Here is a 19,728-nt window from a genome sequence, read left to right on the forward strand (position 1 = left end):
GAGACGTGATCTTCAGCTCGTGTTCTACAGTTGTAGCTTCGGCTGTTTGGCGGCCTCAGTGTCTCGCTCGCGCTTGGCCTCATCGTCTACAGTCTGCCGGCCATCCCGCGCCGGTGGTTACTGGCGCATTTTCGCTTTGGCCCGGTTCGAATGCTGTGGCGAGGCCCGATGCTTGGCACACGCCAGCCGATACGGATAGCATCGCGGTCGGAGGTTGCGAAAGCCGGGCTTGCCCCGAAGGCTGTCATTGGAGTGGCGTGGTCTCCAGCGACTGCCCGCAATCAGCTCCCTACTTCCCCGGCCACACCGGCTTGCGCTTCTCGGCAAACGCCTTCAGGCCTTCCTTGGCATCCTCGGTCATCGCCAGCAGGGCGATCTGGCTTTCGAGATAGGCGATGGCTTCGTCGAACGACATCGAGGAAATCGCGCGCATGGCATATTTGCCGCGCCGGATCGCCGTCGGCGATTTGTCGACGATGCGGCCGATCAGCCAGTCGACCTTGGCGTCGAGTTCAGCCGCCGGCACGACATGGTTGAGCAGGCCCGCGGCCTGCGCGGCCCTGGCATCGAACGGCTCGCCCGTCAGCGCCCATTCGTTGACGAGCCGCGGCGGCGCGATGTTCTGCAGCAGGCTCAGCACCTGCATCGGGAACACGCCGACCTTCACCTCGGGCAGCCCGAAGACGACATGATCGGCGGCAACCGCCATGTCGGTCATGCACAGCAGCCCCATGCCGCCGGCCATGCAGACGCCGCCAACGCGCGCGATGGCGGGCTTGGTGGCATTCTGCGATAACCTCAGCAGATCGGCATAGTCGACATTGGGGCGCGAGAAATCCATCGCGAAGGCGGCGCCGGAGTTCTGCAGATCGGCTCCGGCGCAGAACGCCTTGTCCCCCGTCCCCGTCAGCACGATCACGCGCACCTCGGGGTCGTCATGCGCCTGGCGGTAGCCGCGGGAGATCCCTGCGATGACGGCACCATTCAGGGCGTTGCGTTTCTCGGGACGATTGATGGTGATCCACAGGGCCTGCCCGCGCTTGTCCAGAATCACGCTGTCGTCGGTCATCGCCTTGCCTGTCTCATGAGCTCGGATGAGAGATTGTGGCGGGATAGCTGTCGCCGGCAAGGAAAACTTGCGTCAGCTGGCCGCGCGTCGGCCGATCTCCGCGATCACGCCGCGCAGCAGCGGGCGGGCCGGCTCGAACTGGCCGGTGCGCAGGAAGGCAATGGTCTGCCGGAGTGACGTCGGGTGCACGAGCAGGCCCATATGCGAGGCCTTGATGGTCGTGTAGTCCGTCATTTCGGCGAGCTTGCAGCTCTCGACCGACACCCGACCGTCGTTCGGCCGCGGCAGAAGGAACAGTCCGGAAATAGGATCTAGGAAACGGTTGCCGGCGATGACGCCGATCTCGTAGTCGGCGGGAGGCAGCGACGCCAGTGTGACATTCTTGGTCGTCACCAATTGCAGGCCGGCGGGGCCGAAATAGGCGCGGTAAAGGCCGACATTCTGCAGCCGATCAGCGAGCTCACTGCCGCCGTTGGGCGTTCCCAGCATGACGACACGGCCCAGCCGTAGCGGACGGCGCCGGGCTATGATGACGCGCGCAAGGAGCCCGCCCATCGAGTGCGTGACGAAGTGGATCGGGCCATCGAGCCCGCCGGCGAAGTTCATGATCGTGGGGCCGACATCCTCGGCAAGCCGTTCCAGCGGCTTCTTACGACTTTCATAGTCGACGTTCAGCGTGGCAAAGCCCTCGCGCCGCAGCTTCTTTTCAAGCGGCCGCAGCATCAATGAACGGCCGGCGATGCCATGCAGCAGGACGACCCCCGCAGTGCGAGGGCCATGCTGCTGATCCCGCCGGCGCAACGATGCCATCACGCCACTTCGCGCTCCTCTGGGTCGCGCTCCGGATTGGCGGCAGCCGTGCTCTCCTCTGCGAGCGCCTTGGCGCCGACGTAGTCGGTCTTGCCGGAGCCGAGCAGCGGGATCTTGTCGACCACCATCACCACGGCCGGAACCGCGAGCTCAGGAGCGCCCTGCGCCTTTGCCTGACGCTGCATGGCCGCGCGCCCGGCATCCTTCTCTGTGGTGATCAGAATGATCCGCTCACCCTTGCGCTGATCTGGGATCGACACGGCAACCGACCCCGCTTGCGGCCACAGCGTAGCAGCAATCTGCTCGACGAGCGTGAGCGACACCATCTCACCGGCGATCTTGGCAAAGCGCTTGGCTCGGCCCTTGATCGTGATGAAACCCTGCGCGTCAATGGTCACGATGTCGCCGGTGTCGTGCCAACCTTCGGGCAGCGCTTCCAGCACGCCGGGATTTTCCGCCCGGAGATAGCCGAGCATGACATTGGGCCCGCGAACCGAGAGGCGGCCGCCCTCCTCGATGCCAGGGACCTTGTCGAGCCGGGCCTCCATCAACGGCGACAGTCGTCCGACGGTGCCGACGCGGTTGGCCATCGGCGTGTTCATCGCCAGCACCGGCGCGGTCTCGGTGACGCCATAGCCTTCGAGAACGCGGATGCCAAAACGCTCCATGTAGATCTGCCGTGTCCGGTCCTTGACCGGCTCGGCCCCGGCGATGACGAGGCGCAGGGTCCGGAAATCGTAAGCATGGGCGGAGCGTGCATAGCCCGTGAGGAACGTGTCGGTGCCGAACAGAATGGTCGCACCGGTCTGGTAGATCAATTCCGGCACGATCCGGTAATGCAGCGGCGACGGGTACATGTAGATCGGGATACCCGCCAACATGGGCATCATCATGCCACCGGTGAGGCCGAACGAGTGGAACACCGGCAGAACGTTGAACACGAGATCGTGGGCGTTAGCGTCGACCCTGGCCAGCGCCTGGGCGGCGTTGGCCAGGATGTTGCGGTGGGACAGGACGACGCCCTTCGGCGTACCTTCCGAACCCGAGGTGAACAGAATCACGGCCGGGTGATCGGCATTGCGAGCGACACGCGGCTTGGTGCCATCGACGATGCCCCTAAGCTTGTCGGCCAAGCCGACTGACGCCTTGACGTCCTCCATGTAGACGAGGCGAGCCTGTCCTTCGATCGCAGCGATCAGCTTGTCGAGCTTGCCCTTCTCGATGAAAGCCCGCGACGTCAGAATCGTCGTGACCTGCGCCGCCTTCATCGCCGCCAGGACGTTCACTGGGCCAGCCGAGAAGTTCAGCATCGCCGGCACCCGACCAATCGACTGCAGCGCCATGAAAACGACGGCGACTCCCGCCGAGTTCGGCAGCAACACGCCGATATTCTCGCCGACCATCGTGCCATGCTCGAGCTTCCGGCTCAGCACCTGCGCACCGAGCAGCAGCTTGCGATAGGTCAGCTTGGTGCCGAGCGGATCCTCGATCATCACCTTGCCGGTGTCGTGGTCGCGGTGGGCGTGGGCGAGCGCCTGGAACAGAGTACGGTCGAGCATGGCGTTCTTGACCATGGCCTCGATCATCACGTCCTGCAGCGCCGCGCCGGCCGCGTTGCGGCGTGTCTTACCCTTCAGCACCGGATCGATGGTCAGCTTCACCGGCGGCAGGATCGTCACAGTGACCTTGGGGAACCAGGAGCGCTTGATCTGGCCATCCTTGAGATAGCTGAGATGGGAGCGCTGCGCGCCTTCGATGCGCACCGGTACGACAACCGCGTCGGCCTTGTCGGCGATCATCGCGGTGCCGTCATAGACCTTCATCAGCGAGCCTGAGACGGTGATTCGCCCCTCCGGGAAGATCACCACCGGCTCCTGGCTGGCGACCAGCTTGATGAGGTCGCGCGCCCCGAGCGGCTTTGTCGGATCGATCGTGATGTGGCTCACCATCTTCAAGAAGATCTTCGCCCACCAGGCCTGGGAGATTCCGGTGTCGACAGCGAAGGTCGCATCGATCGGCAGCACGGCATGCAGCAGCGGGCCGTCGATCAGGCTGACATGGTTCGGTGCGATCAGCATGCGGGTGCCGGTGGGCGGAAGGTTTTCGAGCCCGCGCACCTCGGTGCGGAACAGAGCGCGGAACAGCATCGCGCCGAAGTCACGCACGCCTTCCTTGCCCCATTTGTTGAGCACGAACCAGACTGCACCGAAGCTTGCCAGGGCGAGGCCGAAGAAGATCCAAGCGACCCCGACCCCTGCGGCCTGCAGGTCGGCCACGCACAGCGAGCCGACCACCATGAAAGCGGCCTGCAGCACGTTTCCGGCGGCAATCACCCGCGCCCGTTCGGACGGCTCCGACCAGGCCTGCACGGCTGCGAATGCCGGCACCACGAACAGGCCGCCGCCGAAAGCGAACAAGGCAAAATCGAGCAGCATGCGCGCGCCAGCCCACGACCCGACGAAGGCCAGCGGGGCGATGCCACTTGCCGTTTCGGTGGTGCCAATCGCCCAGGACAGATCCAGTCCGAGCAAGCCCATGATGATGGCGCCGAGCGGGACCAGCGCAAGATTCGGCCGGACGTGGCTGAGATGAGCAGCAAACAGCGAGCCGACCGCGATGCCGACCGCGAACACTGCGAGACACAGCGTGACGACGCCCTCGGTGCCGCCGACGACGTCCTTGACGAGGGCTGGGAGCAGCGACAGCACGACCGCACCCACGAGCCAGAACCACGACACGATCACCATGCCATCCCACAGCCGGGGCGCTGCGCGAAGCGAATTCAGAAGCTGCGAAGTGGAGGTCCAGGGATTGGCTGTGATGCGCAGATCCGGCGCGGAAGGTGCCGTGTGCGGAATGCGCGAGGCCGAGGCCCAGGAGATCAATGCCAGGCCGATGACGGCGAGGGCGACCCAGCCCATATGCGAGGAGCCGGAGACGAGCTGGCCGCCGGCGATGGTGCCGATCAGGATCGCCATGAAGGTCGCCCCCTCGACCAGCGCATTGCCAGTGGCGAGCTCACCGACGGTGAGTTGATCCGGCAGCATCGCATATTTCACCGGGCCGAACAGCGCGGCGATGACGCCGAACATGCCGAGGGCGACGAACAGCAGCGGGATCGAATGGAGAAAGAAGCCGAGCGCTGCAAAGGCGGCGGCAAAGATCTCCGCAAACTTCAAGCGACGCGCAACGACGCCCTTGACAAACCTGTCGGCCAGCTCGCCGCCGAGGCCAGAAAGAATGAAGAATGGGAAGATGAACACCGCTCCGGCAACGGTCACCAGCGCGTCGCCATGCGTCGCGACGGCGCCGTAAAGCAGCATGATGACGAGCGCATTCTTGAGAACGTTGTCGTTCAGCGCCGAGGAGAATTGCGCCCAGAACAGCGGAGCAAAACGGCGCGACGACATCAACTGCTTGATCATGGTCGTTTCCTGGTGTGGTTCGGCGGGTTCGCCGCAAGGATCGCTAGAGTTTTGAAGCTTGGTAATGAAATCGAAGCCTGTGCTGATGCGAGGCTCCTGCTACACGCGGCTATGACACGGTCGCAGTCTTCGGCCGTTCCGGGACGGGTTTCGCGAGAGCAGCGCCATCGTGTCAGCCAGCGTGAAGGACGACCACACAAGCGCCAGCCCTGTCGCCAGCCCACCCCGCAGCGGCCAGTCGAGCGGCAGCGCAACGATGCCACCGCCGACCAGCACGAACGTTAGCGCGAAGGTCATGTGCAAAAAGCTTATCCAGGGCGGCGGCGGCTGCACGGGAGACATCGGACGCAAGGACATGGTGACCGCTTCGTTGCGCATGAGACCGGGATTTGAAACGAGGTCAGGTGAGTTCGGCGAGATAGTGGAAGCAGCCAAACAGTCCGCCGCCACGACGACGGCGATGGCCCTCGCGGCCCGCGGCCCGAAACAGCTGTTCTCCGGCCGTTCGCCGCACGCGCCGTGCGTTCAGCAGGCCTGCGACGTCACAGGCATTGGCGATGCGCTCGAGGCGCGCCGTCACAAGACAAGACGCTGCCCGGATCAAACCGTTCAACAATGCCTGGAGATCTCCTGCGACGAGTTGGGGACCGCGAAAATTAAGAGCATGCATGACGTGAATCCATATTTTGAGCAGCGCTCAAAATATGTAGCGCAAAAATGAGCGCCGCTCAAGCGGCTTCTGGCTGTCAAAACGGTAGAGTTAACAAATACTCGCGAGCGGCCAAGGACCCAGCACAAAACCTCGCAACAAACTGATTTAAATAATATTTTAAACGATTAGCAGATTGCCGCTTTGCGCAGCCAGACCTTGTTATCGTGGAAGGCGGCCCCGCCGATTGGAGCAACGGTGTCGGCGGCGGTGAGTGCGTTGATGCCGCGGCCGCCGAAATGGGCGGCGTTGGGATGGATCGATTCGGCGATCAGCACTCCCCGCCGAACACCGTCGAACAGCCTCGCCGTCAGCGACGTCTGCCCACGATGATTGCCAAGCGTGACGGCTTCGCCTTCCACAATGCCGAGGGAGGCCGCATCGAGCGGATGGATCATCACCGACGGCGTCCCTTCCCGCGCCTGCGAAGACGGCGTCTCGTTAAAGGAAGTGTTGAGAAAGGAGCGCGCCGGGCTCGTCGCGAGCCGGAACGGATGCTCGCGGTCCGCCTCTTCAGTCACCGCCCAATGGTCTGGCAGCGACGGCATACGCTCGGGTTGTCCCATGACTCGTCCGAATGGCGGATTCACCCAGTCGGCCTTGAAGTGGAATCTGCCGTCCTTGTGCGCAAAGCCGTCCAGATAATGCGAGGTGCGAAAGTCGGGCTGCAGGTCGCGCCAGATGTCCGCCTCGAGCGCGGCAATATCGCCATGGCCGCTCTTCTTCAACGTCGCATCGATCAACTCGCGAGGCGTCATCTCGAACCCCGGATGGTCCGCATTCAGCCGGCGCGCCAGGCCTTGCAACACCTCGTGATTGGAACGGCACTCGCCGGGCGGGTCGATCAACTTCGGCCCCACCGAGATGTGCTGGTGGCCGCCGCCGTAATAGAGGTCGTCGTGCTCCATGAACATCGTCGCCGGCAGCACGACGTCGGCCATCTGCGCAGTCTCGGTCATGAACTGCTCATGGACCGCTACAAATAGATCCTCACGCGCAAATCCCTTCCGAACCAGATCCTGCTCGGGCGCCACCGTCATCGGGTTGGTGTTCTGAATCAGCATCGCCGTGACAGCCGGCCCGCCGCACAGAGCTTCACGGTCACCGGTGAGGATACGCCCGATCTGCGATTGATCGAGAAAACGGATCGAGTGATCGATGGCGTCATGGCCTTCGATGATCGACTCGTCGAAGTGCCACAGCGCCGCGTTATTGAAGAAGGCACCGCCTCCCTCATACTGCCAGGCCCCCGTCACAGCCGGAATGCAAGACGCCGCATGCATCTGCGTCGCGCCGTTGCGGCTACGGGTGAAGCCGTAGCCCAGACGGAAGAAGGTTCGCTTGGTCTGCCCGACCAGCTTCGCAAACGCTTCGATCTCGGCGACCGGAACGCCGCAAATCTGTGACGCCCATTGGGGCGTGCGCGTCATCAAATGCGTCTTGAGCTCGTCCGGACAGTCCGTGTACTTCGCCATGTAGGCGTGGTCGGCGTAGCCATCGCGAAACAGCACGTGCATCACACCGCAGGCGAATGCGCCGTCGGTACCGGGACGCAGGATGATCTTGATGTCTGCCTGCTTCATCGTTTCGTTGTCGTAGATGTCGACTGCGGCGATCTTGGCGCCCTGCTCCTTTCGGGCGCGCGCAGCGTGGGTCATGACATTGACCTGCGTGTTCACCGGGTTCGTGCCCCAGATCACGACAAGATCCGAAAGCGCCATTTCACGCGGGTCTACGCCCGCAATCTTTCCAGTGCCGATCGCAAATCCGATGCGCGCAACATTGGCACAGATCGTCGAATAGAACCGCGAGTACTTCTTCACATGGGTCAGGCGGTTGAGGCCGTCGCGCATCACCAGGCCCATCGTGCCCGCATAGTAATAGGGCCAGACCGACTGTGAGCCGAACTCGCCCTCGGCCCGTAGAAACCGCTGAGCGATCTCATCGAGCGCCTCATCCCAGGAAATGCGCTCGAACTGTCCGGAGCCTTTTGCGCCTACACGACGAAGTGGATGCATCAAGCGCTCAGGATGATGGATCCGCTCCGCATATCGAGCCACCTTCGCGCAGACCACGCCGGCCGTGTAGGTCTGCCGCTTCGAGCCGCGAACACGGCCGATCGTCTTCTGGTCGATCACCTCGACATCGAGAGCGCAGGCCGATGGGCAATCATGCGGACAGGTTGAGTGGCGGATATTGATGCGAGTCTGCTGGTTCATAGTCCGAGTGTTAGCACTAAAGGATGCAGCAGCCGAGAGCATTCGCGAGGCATTCGCATGAACGAAGTCGGCTGGCGGATTTCCGCGCGGTCGGAACAATTCTTCGCACCATCCGATCATTCAGCGACGAACGCCTCGCGACATCCGCCCAATCTCGGGACTGCACCCAGATAATCGCGACCGCTGTCGAATCGATCACCTCTCCTCGCAACGCACCATCCAGGCATACGCTTCAGGCAACCGGGATCTCCTGTTGCCAAACAGAATTCGTATATTAGTATATCAATTGAGGAAACCAAGATGCCGAGTCGTGCTCCAAGGAAACAGGCCCCCGCGCCGCGTCCTATCGTCGCTCGCATGCGCCGCAACGGCCGGCCACGCGGCGCGACGGCAGCCTCCCGCATCTATGTTGATCTCCGAGCCGAACTGGTGTCGCTGGTCCGCCGCCCCGGGGAGCCGATTTCGGAAACGCAGATCGCAACAGCCTACGGCGTCAGCCGGACCCCGGTCCGCGAGGCCATCCTGAAGCTTTCGGACGAAGGTCTGGTGGAGATCTTTCCGCAGTCGGGCATCTTTGTATCGCGAATTCCCATTGCAACGCTTCCCGAGACGATCATCATCCGCAAGTCTCTCGAGGAGACCACTGCACGGATGGCCGCGGAGCATGCAACGTCCAGTCAGCTCCTCAACCTGCACGCGACGCTGGAACGGCAGCGCGAGGCGTGCGCTGCCAAGGATCGTGAGGCCTTTCATCAGGCGGACGAGATGTTTCATGCCGGCATCGCTGAGGTCGCGGGCTATCCTGGAATATGGAAGCTGATCCTGCAAGTGAAGGTTCACGTCGACCGCTACCGACGGCTCACTTTGCCGCAGATCGGACGAATGTCGGAAGTCATCGCCGAGCATGAGCCGATCCTGGCGTCGATAGAGCGACGCAATCCTGATGCCGCCGGTGCCGCCATGGCGCGCCATCTGGAACGGTTGCTCGACGACATTTCTGAAATCCAGACGCTTAATCCGGAATACTTCGACCAACCAACCTAGCGACTGGCCCGCGACATCCACCTGCGGTTGGACGCTCACGCAAGAGTTCGTGGGAGGGGACGCCATGAAAAGACGCGATTTTATCAGGATGACGGCAGGCCTTGCCGGCTCAACGGGCTTGCCGCCGTTCTCGACCGCGCTCGCACAATCGAAGGCCGTGTTCAAGGCTTCGGACGTGCAGCCTCCCGGCTACCCGACCGTGGTAGCGACGGAAAGCCTCGGCAAGAAGCTTGCAGTCGCCACCAATGGTCGGTTGACGATCCAGATGTATCCCTCTGCGCAGCTCGGCGCCGAGAAGGAGACCATTGAGCAGACCCAGATCGGGGCAATCCAGATGCTGCGCGTCAGCGCCGGCGCCCTGGGTCCAATCGTCGACGACGTCAACGTCGTCAACATGCCGTTCCTGTTCAAGAGCATCGAACATTCCGAGAAGATGATGGATGGTCCGATCGGGCAGGATCTGCTGGACCGAGTCAGCGCCCATCCCAGCGCAAACCTTGTCGCGCTCTGCTGGATGAACTCTGGCGCGCGCAGCATCTACAACACCAAGAAGCCGATCCGAACGGTCGAGGACGTCAAAGGTCTCAAGGTCCGCGTAATCGGCAATCCGATCTTCATCGACATGATGAATGCCCTCGGCGGCAACGGCGTTGCCATGGGCTACGACCAGGTCTTCAGCGCACTACAGACCGGCGTGATCGATGGAGCCGAGAACAATCTTCCCAGCTACGTGTTCAGCAATCACTATACGGCTGCCAGGTACTACTCGCTGACTCAGCATCTGGTCATTCCCGAAGTGCTCGTATTCTCAAAGCGGGCGTGGGCGAACCTTTCGAACGACGATCAGGCGCTGATCAAGAAGCTGGCGCGCGAAGCTCAGATGGAAGAGCGGGAGCTGTGGAAGACCTATGAACGCGAGGCCATGGAGAAGGCCAAGGCGGCAGGCAGCGAGATCATCATGATCGCCGATAAGGCTCCATTCCAAAAGGCCGTCAGGCCGGTCTGGGACAAGTACGGACCGAAGTACCAGGACATGATCAAACGCATCCAGGACATCGCATAAGGCTCCGCGCACCGGCTTGGCGGCAGCAGGTTCCCGTGGGAAGAGTTGGACCAAGACGGCAATCGCTACAGGACCTTGCTACTCGTCTTCGTCTGGACCGGCCTCCGCCAATCCACGCAATGGCTCGGGATTGAGCAGCACAATGGCGCCATGTTCGAGCCGAACCCACTCCCGCGCAGCCCAGGCGCGCAATTGCTTATTGATGCTCTCCCGCGTCATGCCCACCATTTCGCTGATCTCCTGCTGGGTGATGGCGATGGTGCGGCTGGCCGAGTCGACCTTCTGCTTCTCAGTGAGGCCGAGCAGAGCGCTGGCCAAGCGCCGGGGAAGATCCTGCAGGATGACCTGCTCGACCTGGTCGCTTGTCCAGCGTAGCCGGTCACAAAGCAGCTCGATGAACTTCATGGCCAGCACCGGCTGGCTCCTGACAAAGGGAAGGAACTCGCGACGATCGATGACCAGGATCTCGCAGTTGGTATTGGCGGTCGCGTCAGCGGTCCGTTCTCTGCCGTCGAGCACGGCCACTTCGCCGAAGATTTCACCCGCGCTGATGAGGTTCAGGATAGCATTGCGACCGTCCGGGGACGAAACGCTGATTTTGACCGTCCCGCTGATCACCGCGTACAGGCTCGAGCCGGGATCCCCCTTCGAGAAAATGGTCGCGCCGCGCTTCAGGGTCGTCGGCTTTGCGTAGCGGCAGAGCTGATCGAGCGCATCGGACTCGAGCTCGCGAAAAATCGGATGCTGCCGCAGCACCGATAGCTTGCCGCTACCGGATGATCGGCTGCTCGCCTTCTTCTCCTCAGCCACACCGCATCTCCCAGGCGTCCAAGATCCGCCGACCGAGGGAGACGTCGAACGCCGGTCACCCGCCCGACTGAAGTCAAAGGACCCCGGACGCGCCTACAGCCACCAGCAAAGACGCCCCATTCGACCAGCGACCCGCCCATCCCTCGATTTCCGCACCGTTGGAATACGGCAGATCGGCAGTTTGTCCAGGAAAATGCAGCGAAGATCAAATCGAGGCAACAATAGGCAACGCGCCCGTGGAGCACGTCAGCCCTACCACGGGCCGACACAAGGCCCTTGCAGTGCAAATTGGCCTTTCCAGCCCGCTTCCGCAGGCGGGCGGCCCTGAGCAGCAATCGGAGTGGCCCGACCGCTTCTGCCCGGATGATCGGACTTCAGGTCCGAGGTTTGGTTTGCGAATCAGCCCACAGCAGGACTGCCGCAAACGCGACGAAAACCGCCACAACCGCGAAGCTCACCACCATGGCATCGAAAGGCATGTCTCTCCCCCACTTTTGAGTTTGAGACATTGTTCCTCAGCGGCAGCTCTCCAGTCTTTGACTCAGATCAATGCAAATCCGGAGCCCTCAAGTCGCCCGCCGGGGATCAAGCAGCCGCCAGCGCCTCGGCACGGGCAGAATCCCGCAGCGAAACGCCACCTGGAAGTATGGCTATGATTCCATCTCGTTCGAGCTTCGTGAACGTCCGGCTGACCGTCTCGATCGTCAGCCCGAGATAGTCGGCAATATCTTGCCGACTCATGGGCAGCGGTACGATGTTAGAGGGCCCCCGAAGCTCAACGAGGCGATCCCTCCAACCGACCAGGAAGGTCGCAACCTTCTCCTCGGCCGATCGGCGGCCGAGCAGCACCATATGGTCACGTGCCTGATTGAGCTCCTGCACGGCCAGTTCGTTCATCCGGCGCAAAAGGTTGGGCTTGTCATCGGCGAAGCGGCCAAACGGCAGCTTGGCAAATTGGCAGACCGTCACGGGACCAATGGCGTCGGCCGAGAACCCATGTCGCTCTTCTGTCGTCATCCCCACGAAATCGCCAGGCAGTACGAAACCGACAATCTGTCTGCGACCATCGGGCAACAGCTTATAGAGCCTCATGACTCCGTCGAGCAGATTATAAAAGCACGAGGATCTGTCCTCTTGTGCGAAAACAGTCTCGCAGGATGCGAAGCTCACGCGGCGGCTGAGCTGCTCGAATTCGCGCATCTCAAACTGATCCAGCGATGCGCATACGCTGAACCCTCGCACGGCACAATCGGCGCAGCCCTGCCCGTGGAAATCGACTGCAACCAGAGACGTCTTCATACAGGGCTCCGCTGGGCCAAGCGCAAGGAGAATAGCCGCATTCTAGCGAATGCTCGAAGTTCCCGTTGATTCAAATCAAATGACCGGAGGATCGGGGCCCTATCGTGGCAGAAAATGACCGTGCCCGGACGTGATGCATGCAGCGCTTGACCTTCTGCGCCCTTCTTCTGAGCCTTTCTTTGACCTCTCCGTCACTTGCCGCATCGACGCCCGAACAACGGGGACGAGCCTACGCCAAGGCTCACTGTGCGCGATGCCATGCCATCGGCAGCACCGGAGAAAGTCCATTCAAACAGGCCCCTCCGTTTCGAACGCTGCACCTGCGGTATCCCATCGAGTCTCTTGGTGAGGCTCTCGCGGAAGGCATCGTCACCGGGCACCCGGCGATGCCGCAATTCGAGCTTGCGCCACCGCAGATCAACGACTTGTTGTCGTACCTTAAGAGCCTAGAGTAGCTTCGACGGCTCCACCTAGAGGGTCTGGACGGACCAGGCCAGGATTGACTTGGCGATTCGGCCGAAGGCCTGATCGAAAGCGTCGACCGCATCGGAAGGATCGAGCCGGCCAAGCGGCTGGCTCTCGTCGAACAAACGGGACGCAATGACCTTGCCATTCTTGTCGACGAGGCGAGCCGAGAGCCCGATCTCCGCCGCCGCCGCCGCTTCGGCATTGATTCGGAAACGGCGGACGTCGATCAGCAGTTGAACGTCCGGCTGGCCAATATCCGATGCCCGCAGTGGCGCATGGGCGACATCATAGTTTTCGAATGAATCGATCAGGCGGGCCTGCAGCAATTTCGGGATGCTGTCCGCCCACAGGAACTCGCCAAACCCGGGATAGTCCTTGGCTGGCGAGAACAGCATGCGCTGGGTCTGCAGCATCGCAACTGCCGTCGGCTCCGGGACGGCAAGCTGGCCCTTGATGGTCTTATTGACGGGACCGAACTCGCGCGGCGCCGTGAGATCATAGGTGACCTTCTGTGCTGGCGTGCCGCCCCCTGTCATTTTCTCGAGGCCGGAGACGATTCCATCCAGCTTCCCCGTATTCCGCGCCAACCCCTCCGAAAACGTCTTGAGATTGGCAATCGTGTCCTTCAGTGGCCCGGCATTCTCAGCAAGGACGGCGTCGACGCGCCGCAAAGCGTCACGTGCCGCCTGTGTCATGCTCTGACCTGCGCCCGGCTCGGCTATCAAGGTTGAGGCGGCACCAGCCGCCGCGGCCAAGGAGCCGCCCTCCAGCGCGACGACGGGGACACCCGTCAACCCCTGGAATTCCAACCCCACTCTGGTGTCGGTTCGCACCGGCGTAGTCGATGCGACCGAGATCGTCGCATTGACGCGACGCGGGTTGTCCGGAGCGAGGCTGAGGTCGGTCACCTCGCCAACGCGGATGCCATTGAACAGGACGGCAGCACCAACCAGCAGACCTGGCACGGATCCATCGAACTGAACATGGTACATGGTACGCGGCCCAAGTCCTCCAGTGTTGTTCAGCCAGTAGACGAAGCCAAAGATTGCGACGATGGCCGCTAGCACAAACCCGCCGATGACAGCAAAAGGTGCACGCGTTTCCATCTTCAACTCGCTTTCGGTTGTAGCATCTGGGATCGTTTGCCATGGAAGTAGGCTCGGACCCAGGGATGTTCTGATTGAAGCAGATCGCGCATCGGACCAATCGCCACGATCTTGCCATCGGCCAGGGCCGCGACCCGGTCGCAGACAGTATTCAAACTCGCCAGATCATGCGTCACCATGAACACGGTCAGTCCCAACGTCCGCTGCAGGGTCTTGATCAGCGCATCAAAATCGCCGGCGGAGATCGGATCGAGGCCGGAGGTCGGTTCGTCGAGAAACACGATCGCCGGATCGAGCGCGAGAGCCCGTGCCAGCGCGGCGCGCTTGGTCATGCCTCCGGAAAGCTCGGCAGGAAATTTATCGCCGTCCTCTGCCCGAAGGCCGACCATTTCGAGCTTCGCAATCGCGATCTCGTCCATCAAGGCCGGTGACATCTGCAGGTTCTCCCGCAGCGGAAACTGGACGTTTTGCTTCACCGTCAGGGACGAGAACAGGGCTCCCTGCTGGAACAGGATGCCCCAGCGCGCCGCCGCATCCTGCGTCGCACGCTCCGCCGCACCACCAAGCGGTACCCCCATCACCTCGATGGTCCCGCTGCGACGTGGAATGAGCCCGATGATCGTCCGCATCAGGACGGATTTCCCGCCACCCGAGGCGCCCACCAGCCCAAGAATCTCGCCGCGACGAACCTCCAGGGACAATTCGTTCAACACGACCTGCCGCCCAAAGCCGACGACCAGATCAGTCACCCTGATGGCGCAGGAAACCTGGAGATCATCCATTGCTACATTCCAATGGATGCAAAGAACACGGCGAACAGGCCGTCAAGCACGATCACCAGAAAAATGGACTTCACGACGGAGGTCGTCGTCTGCTGTCCCAACGATTCGGCGCTGCCTTTCACGCGAAGGCCCTCGCTGCAGGCAACGATTCCAATCACCAATGCCATGAACGGCGCCTTCAACATCCCGACCTCGAAATGCGTGACCGAGATCGCCTCGTGCAGTCGCGCGATGAAGATTGCCGGCCCCATGCCACCGTAAAGCTGGGCAACCAGTCCTCCGCCATAGAGCGCAGCCATCGATCCGATGAATGCCAAGATTGGCAGCGTCAGGATCAGCGCAATGATCCGCGGCAGGATCAGAACCTCGACGGGATCAAGTCCCATCGTAACCAGGGCGTCGATCTCCTCGCGCATCTTCATCGAGCCGATCTCTGCAGTGTAGGCACTTCCCGAGCGGCCGGCCACCATGATTGCAACGATCAGGACACCGAGCTCGCGCAGGACAAGAATGCCCACCATGTCGACGACGTAGGATTCGGCACCGAAGCGTCGAAAGTGGAAAATTCCCTGTTGGGCGATGATCGCGCCGATCAAGAACGTAATCAACATCACGATTGGAATGGCCTGCCATCCAATCCGGTACATTTGATAGACGAGCGATGTCACCCGCAACGACCTCGGCCGGCGCAGCGTTCGCAACAATGCGAAAGAAAGCGCAGCAAGCATTTCCAGGAACACGACAACGTCCTGGGCTGCGCCTAGGCTCGATCGGCCGAGATCCGTAAGCCTGGCCAGGACGGGGTTCTTCTTCGGCGCCGGTTCGACTTCGTGCCGATTGACTTGCCGCACTTCCTCGACCAGGCCGAGGTAATTTGCTGCGACCCCGGTCATCTGCACCGGACGGCCCCCAGCGGCAGCCCGGCGGCTGAGCCGCTCGAGTAACCAGGCGCCAACTGTGTCGATCTCGCTGATTGCGCCAAGGTCGAGCTTCACAGACTTCGAGGCTCCGACCTTGGCGATGGCCGCGTTGGCCAAGCTTTCGAGCTCGGTCACGTTGAGCGACACCCAGGATCCGCTGGGACGGAGCTCCAACACCTCGTCCGTTGCATCGGCGGTCAATCCTGGATGAGCACGCAATTCAATGTCTCCCTCTCTCGGCGTGCCCACAGCACCACCTGTTCCTAAAATCCCGACGATCTACCCCGCTTGACATGCATCAATGCCGTCGGCTCAAATCGTTGAGCGAAATCAAGCCTCAGCTTGCGGTCGGTTCTACAATGAATTTGAGAACAGGACAAAGCATGGCTATCGACCCTGCGATCATCAGGAACGAGCTGGACGTCCTAGGGCAAGAGCTCCGGCAGCTGTTGCGTGACGCTGGCGCACGTCATACCGACTCCAACGCTCAACCGAGTTCTGAGCCGGTCGCGGCGGCCATCGACGTTCTGAGTGCCGCCCTCAATGAGGCCGACGTCGAGGTCGAACGGCTGATTCAGGCTCGTCCGATCATGGCCACCGCTGCAGCGTTTGCGATCGGCATGACCGTTGGCCTCCTACTGCGGAGATCTTAAGTGGATACCGAGAACGTCGTCAAACATTTACGTCTTCTCTGGCGGACTGACAGGGTCATCGCCGACATCAGGCTTAGGCACCTGCTCGTCGGGCTAGGCCTGCGAGCCTTCGCCGCGTTGATTGCCGTCTTCGGTCTTCTGATGCTCGAACTGGCAGCCTACCTGGCGCTGGTGCAGATCACATCAGCGGTAGTAGCAGCCGCATCACTCGGGGCATGCAATTTTGTCATCGCGGCAATTCTGCTGGCGGTTGCGGCCCGTGCACCGTCAGGCCGCGAACTCGAACTTGCCAGCGAAATCCATTCCTCGTCCATGGATGCACTCCAGCTCGAGGCACGATCGTTGCAATCGGACATCTCGAGCGTCATCAATCATCCTCTGAACAGGCTTATTCCACTCCTCATTGTCCCTCTTGTGACGTTCATCATCAAGACTCTGCGCTCCCACGGACCAACGGAAGGCGAAACCGCAAGTTCATCGACCAATGATGCCCATCCGATTTGAATGGACTTCCGCCAAATCAGGCGATCTAGAGTCTTAGCTTGACGTTGCAGAGGTCGCGCTCGGTCGGATCGGTCTTGACCTCGAAACCGAGATTCCTACACATCTCAAGCATGACGATATTCTCCTGCAGGACGTCCCCAGAGATCATCTTAAGGCCCTCGGCCTTGGCATACTCGATGATCAACTGCATCAACGCCCAGCCGAGGCCTCGTCCTTTGAGATCCGACCGCAACAGGATCGCGTACTCTCCGCTCTCATAGACCGAATCAGAGTGGATTCTCACGACGCCGACCAGCTCGTTGGTCGATTCGTCCAGAGCGACGAACGCCATTGCCCGCGCATAGTCCAGCTGAGTCAAACGCGCGATGAACTCATGCGAGAACTCCTTCATCGGCGCGAAGAAGCGCAGGCGAAGGTCCTCAGCCGTGACATGCTTGAGGAACTCATGAATGACCGGCTCATCCTCGGGCCGGATCGGTCGCGCGAAGATGCGCCAGCCATCCTTGACCTGAAGATGCCGCTCCCATTGGCTCGGATAGGGACGGACGGCAAAATTCGAGGGGCCCGATCCCTTGAACTTCGGCGGAACCCTACCGACCGCAACGCGCGCATCGACCGCCAAGACGCCGCTTTCGTCCGCGAGTAATGGATTAATGTCGAGCTCGCGAATTTCGGGAAGGTCTGCTGCGAGCTGTGCAAGCTTGACAAGGACCATCGCGACGGCGTCGGCCTTGACCGCTGGGACATCGCGATAGGCTCGCAGCAATCGCGAGACACGCGTCCGTTCAATAAGGTTGCGCGCAAGATGGAGATCGAGTGGCGGGAGACCAAGCGCCTTGTCGTTGATGATCTCGACCGCGGTGCCGCCCCGGCCAAACACGATCACGGTACCGAACGTCGGATCGTCAGCGACGCCCATGATCAGCTCGCGGGCCTTGGCCCGGACGACCATGGCTTGCACGATCACTCCTGAAATCCGTGCATCGGGTCGAACGGCCTTGGCGCGCGCCATGATCTCGTTCGCGGCGTTGCGCACGGCTTCCGCCGTGGTCAGATTGAGAACGACGCCACCGACGTCGGATTTATGAACGATGTCCCTCGACAGGATCTTGAGGACGACCGTTGCGCCCTGCGCGAACAACTGTTCTGCATAGCCGACCGCCTCGTCGACTGAGGCCGCCGCAAACGTCGGCACCATTGCGATATCGTAAGCTTCCAGAAGTCGGCTGATTTCCACCGGATCGAGCCAGGTTCGCCCGTCCGCCAGTGCGGTCCCGGCGATCTTGCGAGCGATCTCCACGTCAGGCGCAAAGGAGCTCGGCATGGCCGGCGGGACCGCCGCGAGCGACTCGACCACTTCCCGATGGCGGACGAGATGCATGAACCCTCGAACAGCGTCATCCTCCGTCGGATAGTTCGGAATGCCAGCGCCGCTCAACGTCTCGATGACCTGCTGCTCCGCACCGACCCATGCCGCCAGCACCGGCTTGGCCCAACGACGATGCTGCTTTCGATACGCACCGATGAAATGCGTAACAGCAGTCGCGATATCGCTTGCAGACGCAATTGCGGTCTGAACGTTCATGACCAGAATTGCATCGTTGGCCTGGTCGGCGAGCAGCGTTTCAAGCGATTGCGTATAGCGGGCGGCGTCCGCATCACCGACGATGTCGACCGGATTTGATCCCGACCAGGTTGGCGGTAGAACCGCGTCCAGCTTGTCGTGCACGGCCGGCGAGAGCGTTGCCGCGACGCCTCCGAGCTCAACCAGCCGATCCACCGCAAGCACACCGATGCCTCCACCATTCGTGAGAATAGCGAGCCTCTTGCCCGTGGGCGATTCCACCCGGCCCAGTGTCTCGGCGCAATCGAACAGCTCACGCAGATCAGAGACCCGCAGGACGCCGGCACGGCGGAAGGCAGCATCATAGACCGCATCCGCTCCCGCCAGCGCACCCGTGTGCGTCGCCGCGGCCTTTGCACCGACGGCACCACGCCCCGACTTCACGACCACGACCGGCTTGACCCTGGCCGCCGCCCGCGCCGCCGACATGAACTTTCGCGCGTCCTTGACCGCTTCGATGTAGAGCAGGATTGCGCGAGTGCCACCGTCCAGCGCAAAATGATCCAGGAGGTCTGCGAGATCGACATCCAGTTGGTCGCCGATCGAGACGATGCCAGAAAATCCGACGTCGCGCTGCGCGGCCCAATCGACCATTCCCGCCGCGATCGCACCCGACTGGGAAATGAGCGCCAGACTGCCCGCAACCGGCATATGAGCGGAAAAGCTGGCATTGAGCTTGATCGTGGGCATCATGATGCCCAGACAATTCGGCCCGATCAGGCGCATGCCGTACTTTTGCGCAGCCTGTTCGGCTTGATCGGCCAGCGAGCCCGCTCCGTGTCCGAGGCCCGAGGTGATGATCAGCGCGCCGGCGCTGCCGATGGCGCCTGCGCGATCAATCAGATCAGGAATTGTAGCAGGCGGTGTCGTGATCACCACCAGCTCGGGCACGAACGGCAGCTCACCGAGGTTGCCCACTGCCGGGATACCGGATATCGCCGGATAGCGAGAATTGACCAGACCGAGCTTGCCCTCGAACTGCGCCTTGATGACATTTTCGAGAATGGCGCGTCCGACCGAATTCTGTCGTGGACTGCCGCCAACGAGGGCGATGGAGCGAGGCAACAGCAGGTTCCGCAATCGATAGGTCGACATTTCGATATCCAGATCTCGCGTGCGCAAGGCGCGCTGTTCCTCAGGCGTGCATCTTAGTTTCAATCCGCTGCGGGTCTAGCGCGACTTATCATCCCAGCGCGGGAAATGTGGCGGCTCGGCTCGTGGAA

Annotated in this window: 16 protein-coding genes; 6 read left to right on the forward strand and 10 right to left on the reverse strand. The window is 61.7% G+C overall.

Annotated features, from left to right (window positions below; genetic code table 11):
- Window positions 1–289: 289 nt before the first annotated feature.
- From QXZ94_RS16055 to QXZ94_RS16065, 3 genes are all read right to left on the reverse strand, one after another.
- Window positions 290–1,069, reverse strand: coding sequence for an enoyl-CoA hydratase/isomerase family protein (locus tag QXZ94_RS16055; RefSeq protein WP_315721222.1), 780 nt, complete (start codon window positions 1,067–1,069; stop codon window positions 290–292).
- A gap of 72 nt (window positions 1,070–1,141) precedes the next feature.
- Window positions 1,142–1,879, reverse strand: a complete 738-nt coding sequence (locus tag QXZ94_RS16060) for an esterase/lipase family protein (RefSeq protein WP_315721223.1) — start codon at window positions 1,877–1,879, stop codon at window positions 1,142–1,144.
- On the reverse strand, window positions 1,879–5,304 hold the full coding sequence (locus QXZ94_RS16065; protein ID WP_315721224.1) for an acyl-[ACP]--phospholipid O-acyltransferase: 3,426 nt from the start codon (window positions 5,302–5,304) through the stop codon (window positions 1,879–1,881). The genes QXZ94_RS16060 and QXZ94_RS16065 overlap by 1 nt, the downstream gene beginning before the upstream one ends.
- Window positions 5,305–5,560: 256 nt before the next feature.
- Here QXZ94_RS16065 and QXZ94_RS16070 point away from each other — a divergent pair, with 256 nt between their 5' ends.
- Window positions 5,561–6,025 (forward strand): hypothetical protein, encoded by a 465-nt coding sequence (locus QXZ94_RS16070; RefSeq protein WP_315721225.1) that lies wholly within the window; start codon window positions 5,561–5,563, stop codon window positions 6,023–6,025.
- A gap of 116 nt (window positions 6,026–6,141) precedes the next feature.
- On the opposite strand, the gene QXZ94_RS16075 is transcribed toward QXZ94_RS16070, so the two are convergent.
- Complete coding sequence (locus QXZ94_RS16075; RefSeq protein WP_315721226.1) at window positions 6,142–8,232, reverse strand: molybdopterin oxidoreductase family protein; 2,091 nt, start codon at window positions 8,230–8,232, stop codon at window positions 6,142–6,144.
- A 357-nt stretch (window positions 8,233–8,589) separates the two neighbouring features.
- Between QXZ94_RS16075 and QXZ94_RS16080 the strand changes: the two genes are divergently transcribed.
- Both QXZ94_RS16080 and QXZ94_RS16085 read left to right on the forward strand, forming a co-directional pair.
- Entirely contained in the window at window positions 8,590–9,276 is a 687-nt protein-coding gene (locus QXZ94_RS16080; protein WP_315726299.1) for a GntR family transcriptional regulator, read from the forward strand.
- Window positions 9,277–9,340: 64 nt separating this feature from the next.
- Window positions 9,341–10,339 carry a TRAP transporter substrate-binding protein gene (locus tag QXZ94_RS16085; RefSeq protein WP_315726302.1) on the forward strand — a complete coding sequence of 333 codons (999 nt, stop codon included), beginning with the start codon at window positions 9,341–9,343 and terminating at the stop codon, window positions 10,337–10,339.
- A gap of 78 nt (window positions 10,340–10,417) precedes the next feature.
- Here the strand turns inward: QXZ94_RS16085 and QXZ94_RS16090 are convergent, their stop codons facing one another.
- Both QXZ94_RS16090 and QXZ94_RS16095 read right to left on the reverse strand, forming a co-directional pair.
- Window positions 10,418–11,149: a Crp/Fnr family transcriptional regulator gene (locus QXZ94_RS16090; protein ID WP_172112638.1), complete on the reverse strand. Its 732-nt coding sequence runs from the start codon at window positions 11,147–11,149 to the stop codon at window positions 10,418–10,420.
- A gap of 585 nt (window positions 11,150–11,734) precedes the next feature.
- Entirely contained in the window at window positions 11,735–12,448 is a 714-nt protein-coding gene (locus QXZ94_RS16095) for a helix-turn-helix domain-containing protein (protein ID WP_172112637.1), read from the reverse strand.
- 137 nt (window positions 12,449–12,585) lie between these two features.
- Here QXZ94_RS16095 and QXZ94_RS16100 point away from each other — a divergent pair, with 137 nt between their 5' ends.
- Window positions 12,586–12,903, forward strand: a complete 318-nt coding sequence (locus QXZ94_RS16100; protein WP_315721227.1) for a cytochrome c — start codon at window positions 12,586–12,588, stop codon at window positions 12,901–12,903.
- A 15-nt stretch (window positions 12,904–12,918) separates the two neighbouring features.
- On the opposite strand, the gene QXZ94_RS16105 is transcribed toward QXZ94_RS16100, so the two are convergent.
- Genes QXZ94_RS16105 through QXZ94_RS16115 form a run of 3 tightly spaced genes read right to left on the reverse strand, consistent with a single transcriptional unit; the run spans window position 12,919 to window position 15,943 of the window.
- Complete coding sequence (locus QXZ94_RS16105; protein WP_315721228.1) at window positions 12,919–14,022, reverse strand: ABC-type transport auxiliary lipoprotein family protein; 1,104 nt, start codon at window positions 14,020–14,022, stop codon at window positions 12,919–12,921.
- A gap of 2 nt (window positions 14,023–14,024) precedes the next feature.
- The gene (locus tag QXZ94_RS16110) at window positions 14,025–14,804 is read right to left on the reverse strand and encodes an ABC transporter ATP-binding protein (RefSeq protein ID WP_315721229.1); all 780 of its coding nucleotides are present in this window, start codon (window positions 14,802–14,804) and stop codon (window positions 14,025–14,027) included.
- Between the two features lie 2 nt (window positions 14,805–14,806).
- Window positions 14,807–15,943 (reverse strand): ABC transporter permease, encoded by a 1,137-nt coding sequence (locus QXZ94_RS16115; protein ID WP_315721230.1) that lies wholly within the window; start codon window positions 15,941–15,943, stop codon window positions 14,807–14,809.
- Between the two features lie 164 nt (window positions 15,944–16,107).
- On the opposite strand from QXZ94_RS16115, the gene QXZ94_RS16120 reads away from it, so the two are divergent.
- Together QXZ94_RS16120 and QXZ94_RS16125 are read left to right on the forward strand one after the other, a co-directional pair.
- Window positions 16,108–16,377 carry a hypothetical protein gene (locus QXZ94_RS16120; RefSeq protein WP_315721232.1) on the forward strand — a complete coding sequence of 90 codons (270 nt, stop codon included), beginning with the start codon at window positions 16,108–16,110 and terminating at the stop codon, window positions 16,375–16,377.
- A complete protein-coding gene (locus tag QXZ94_RS16125; RefSeq protein ID WP_315721233.1) occupies window positions 16,378–16,881 on the forward strand; it encodes a phage holin family protein in 504 nt (167 codons plus the stop codon).
- A 25-nt stretch (window positions 16,882–16,906) separates the two neighbouring features.
- Here QXZ94_RS16125 and QXZ94_RS16130 read toward each other — a convergent pair whose 3' ends face one another.
- Complete coding sequence (locus tag QXZ94_RS16130; RefSeq protein WP_315721234.1) at window positions 16,907–19,600, reverse strand: bifunctional acetate--CoA ligase family protein/GNAT family N-acetyltransferase; 2,694 nt, start codon at window positions 19,598–19,600, stop codon at window positions 16,907–16,909.
- Window positions 19,601–19,728 lie beyond the last annotated feature (128 nt).

The sequence above is a fragment of the Bradyrhizobium sp. SZCCHNS2022 genome, from assembly GCF_032377575.1.
GTDB classification, from domain to species: Bacteria; Pseudomonadota; Alphaproteobacteria; order Rhizobiales; family Xanthobacteraceae; genus Bradyrhizobium; species Bradyrhizobium aeschynomenes.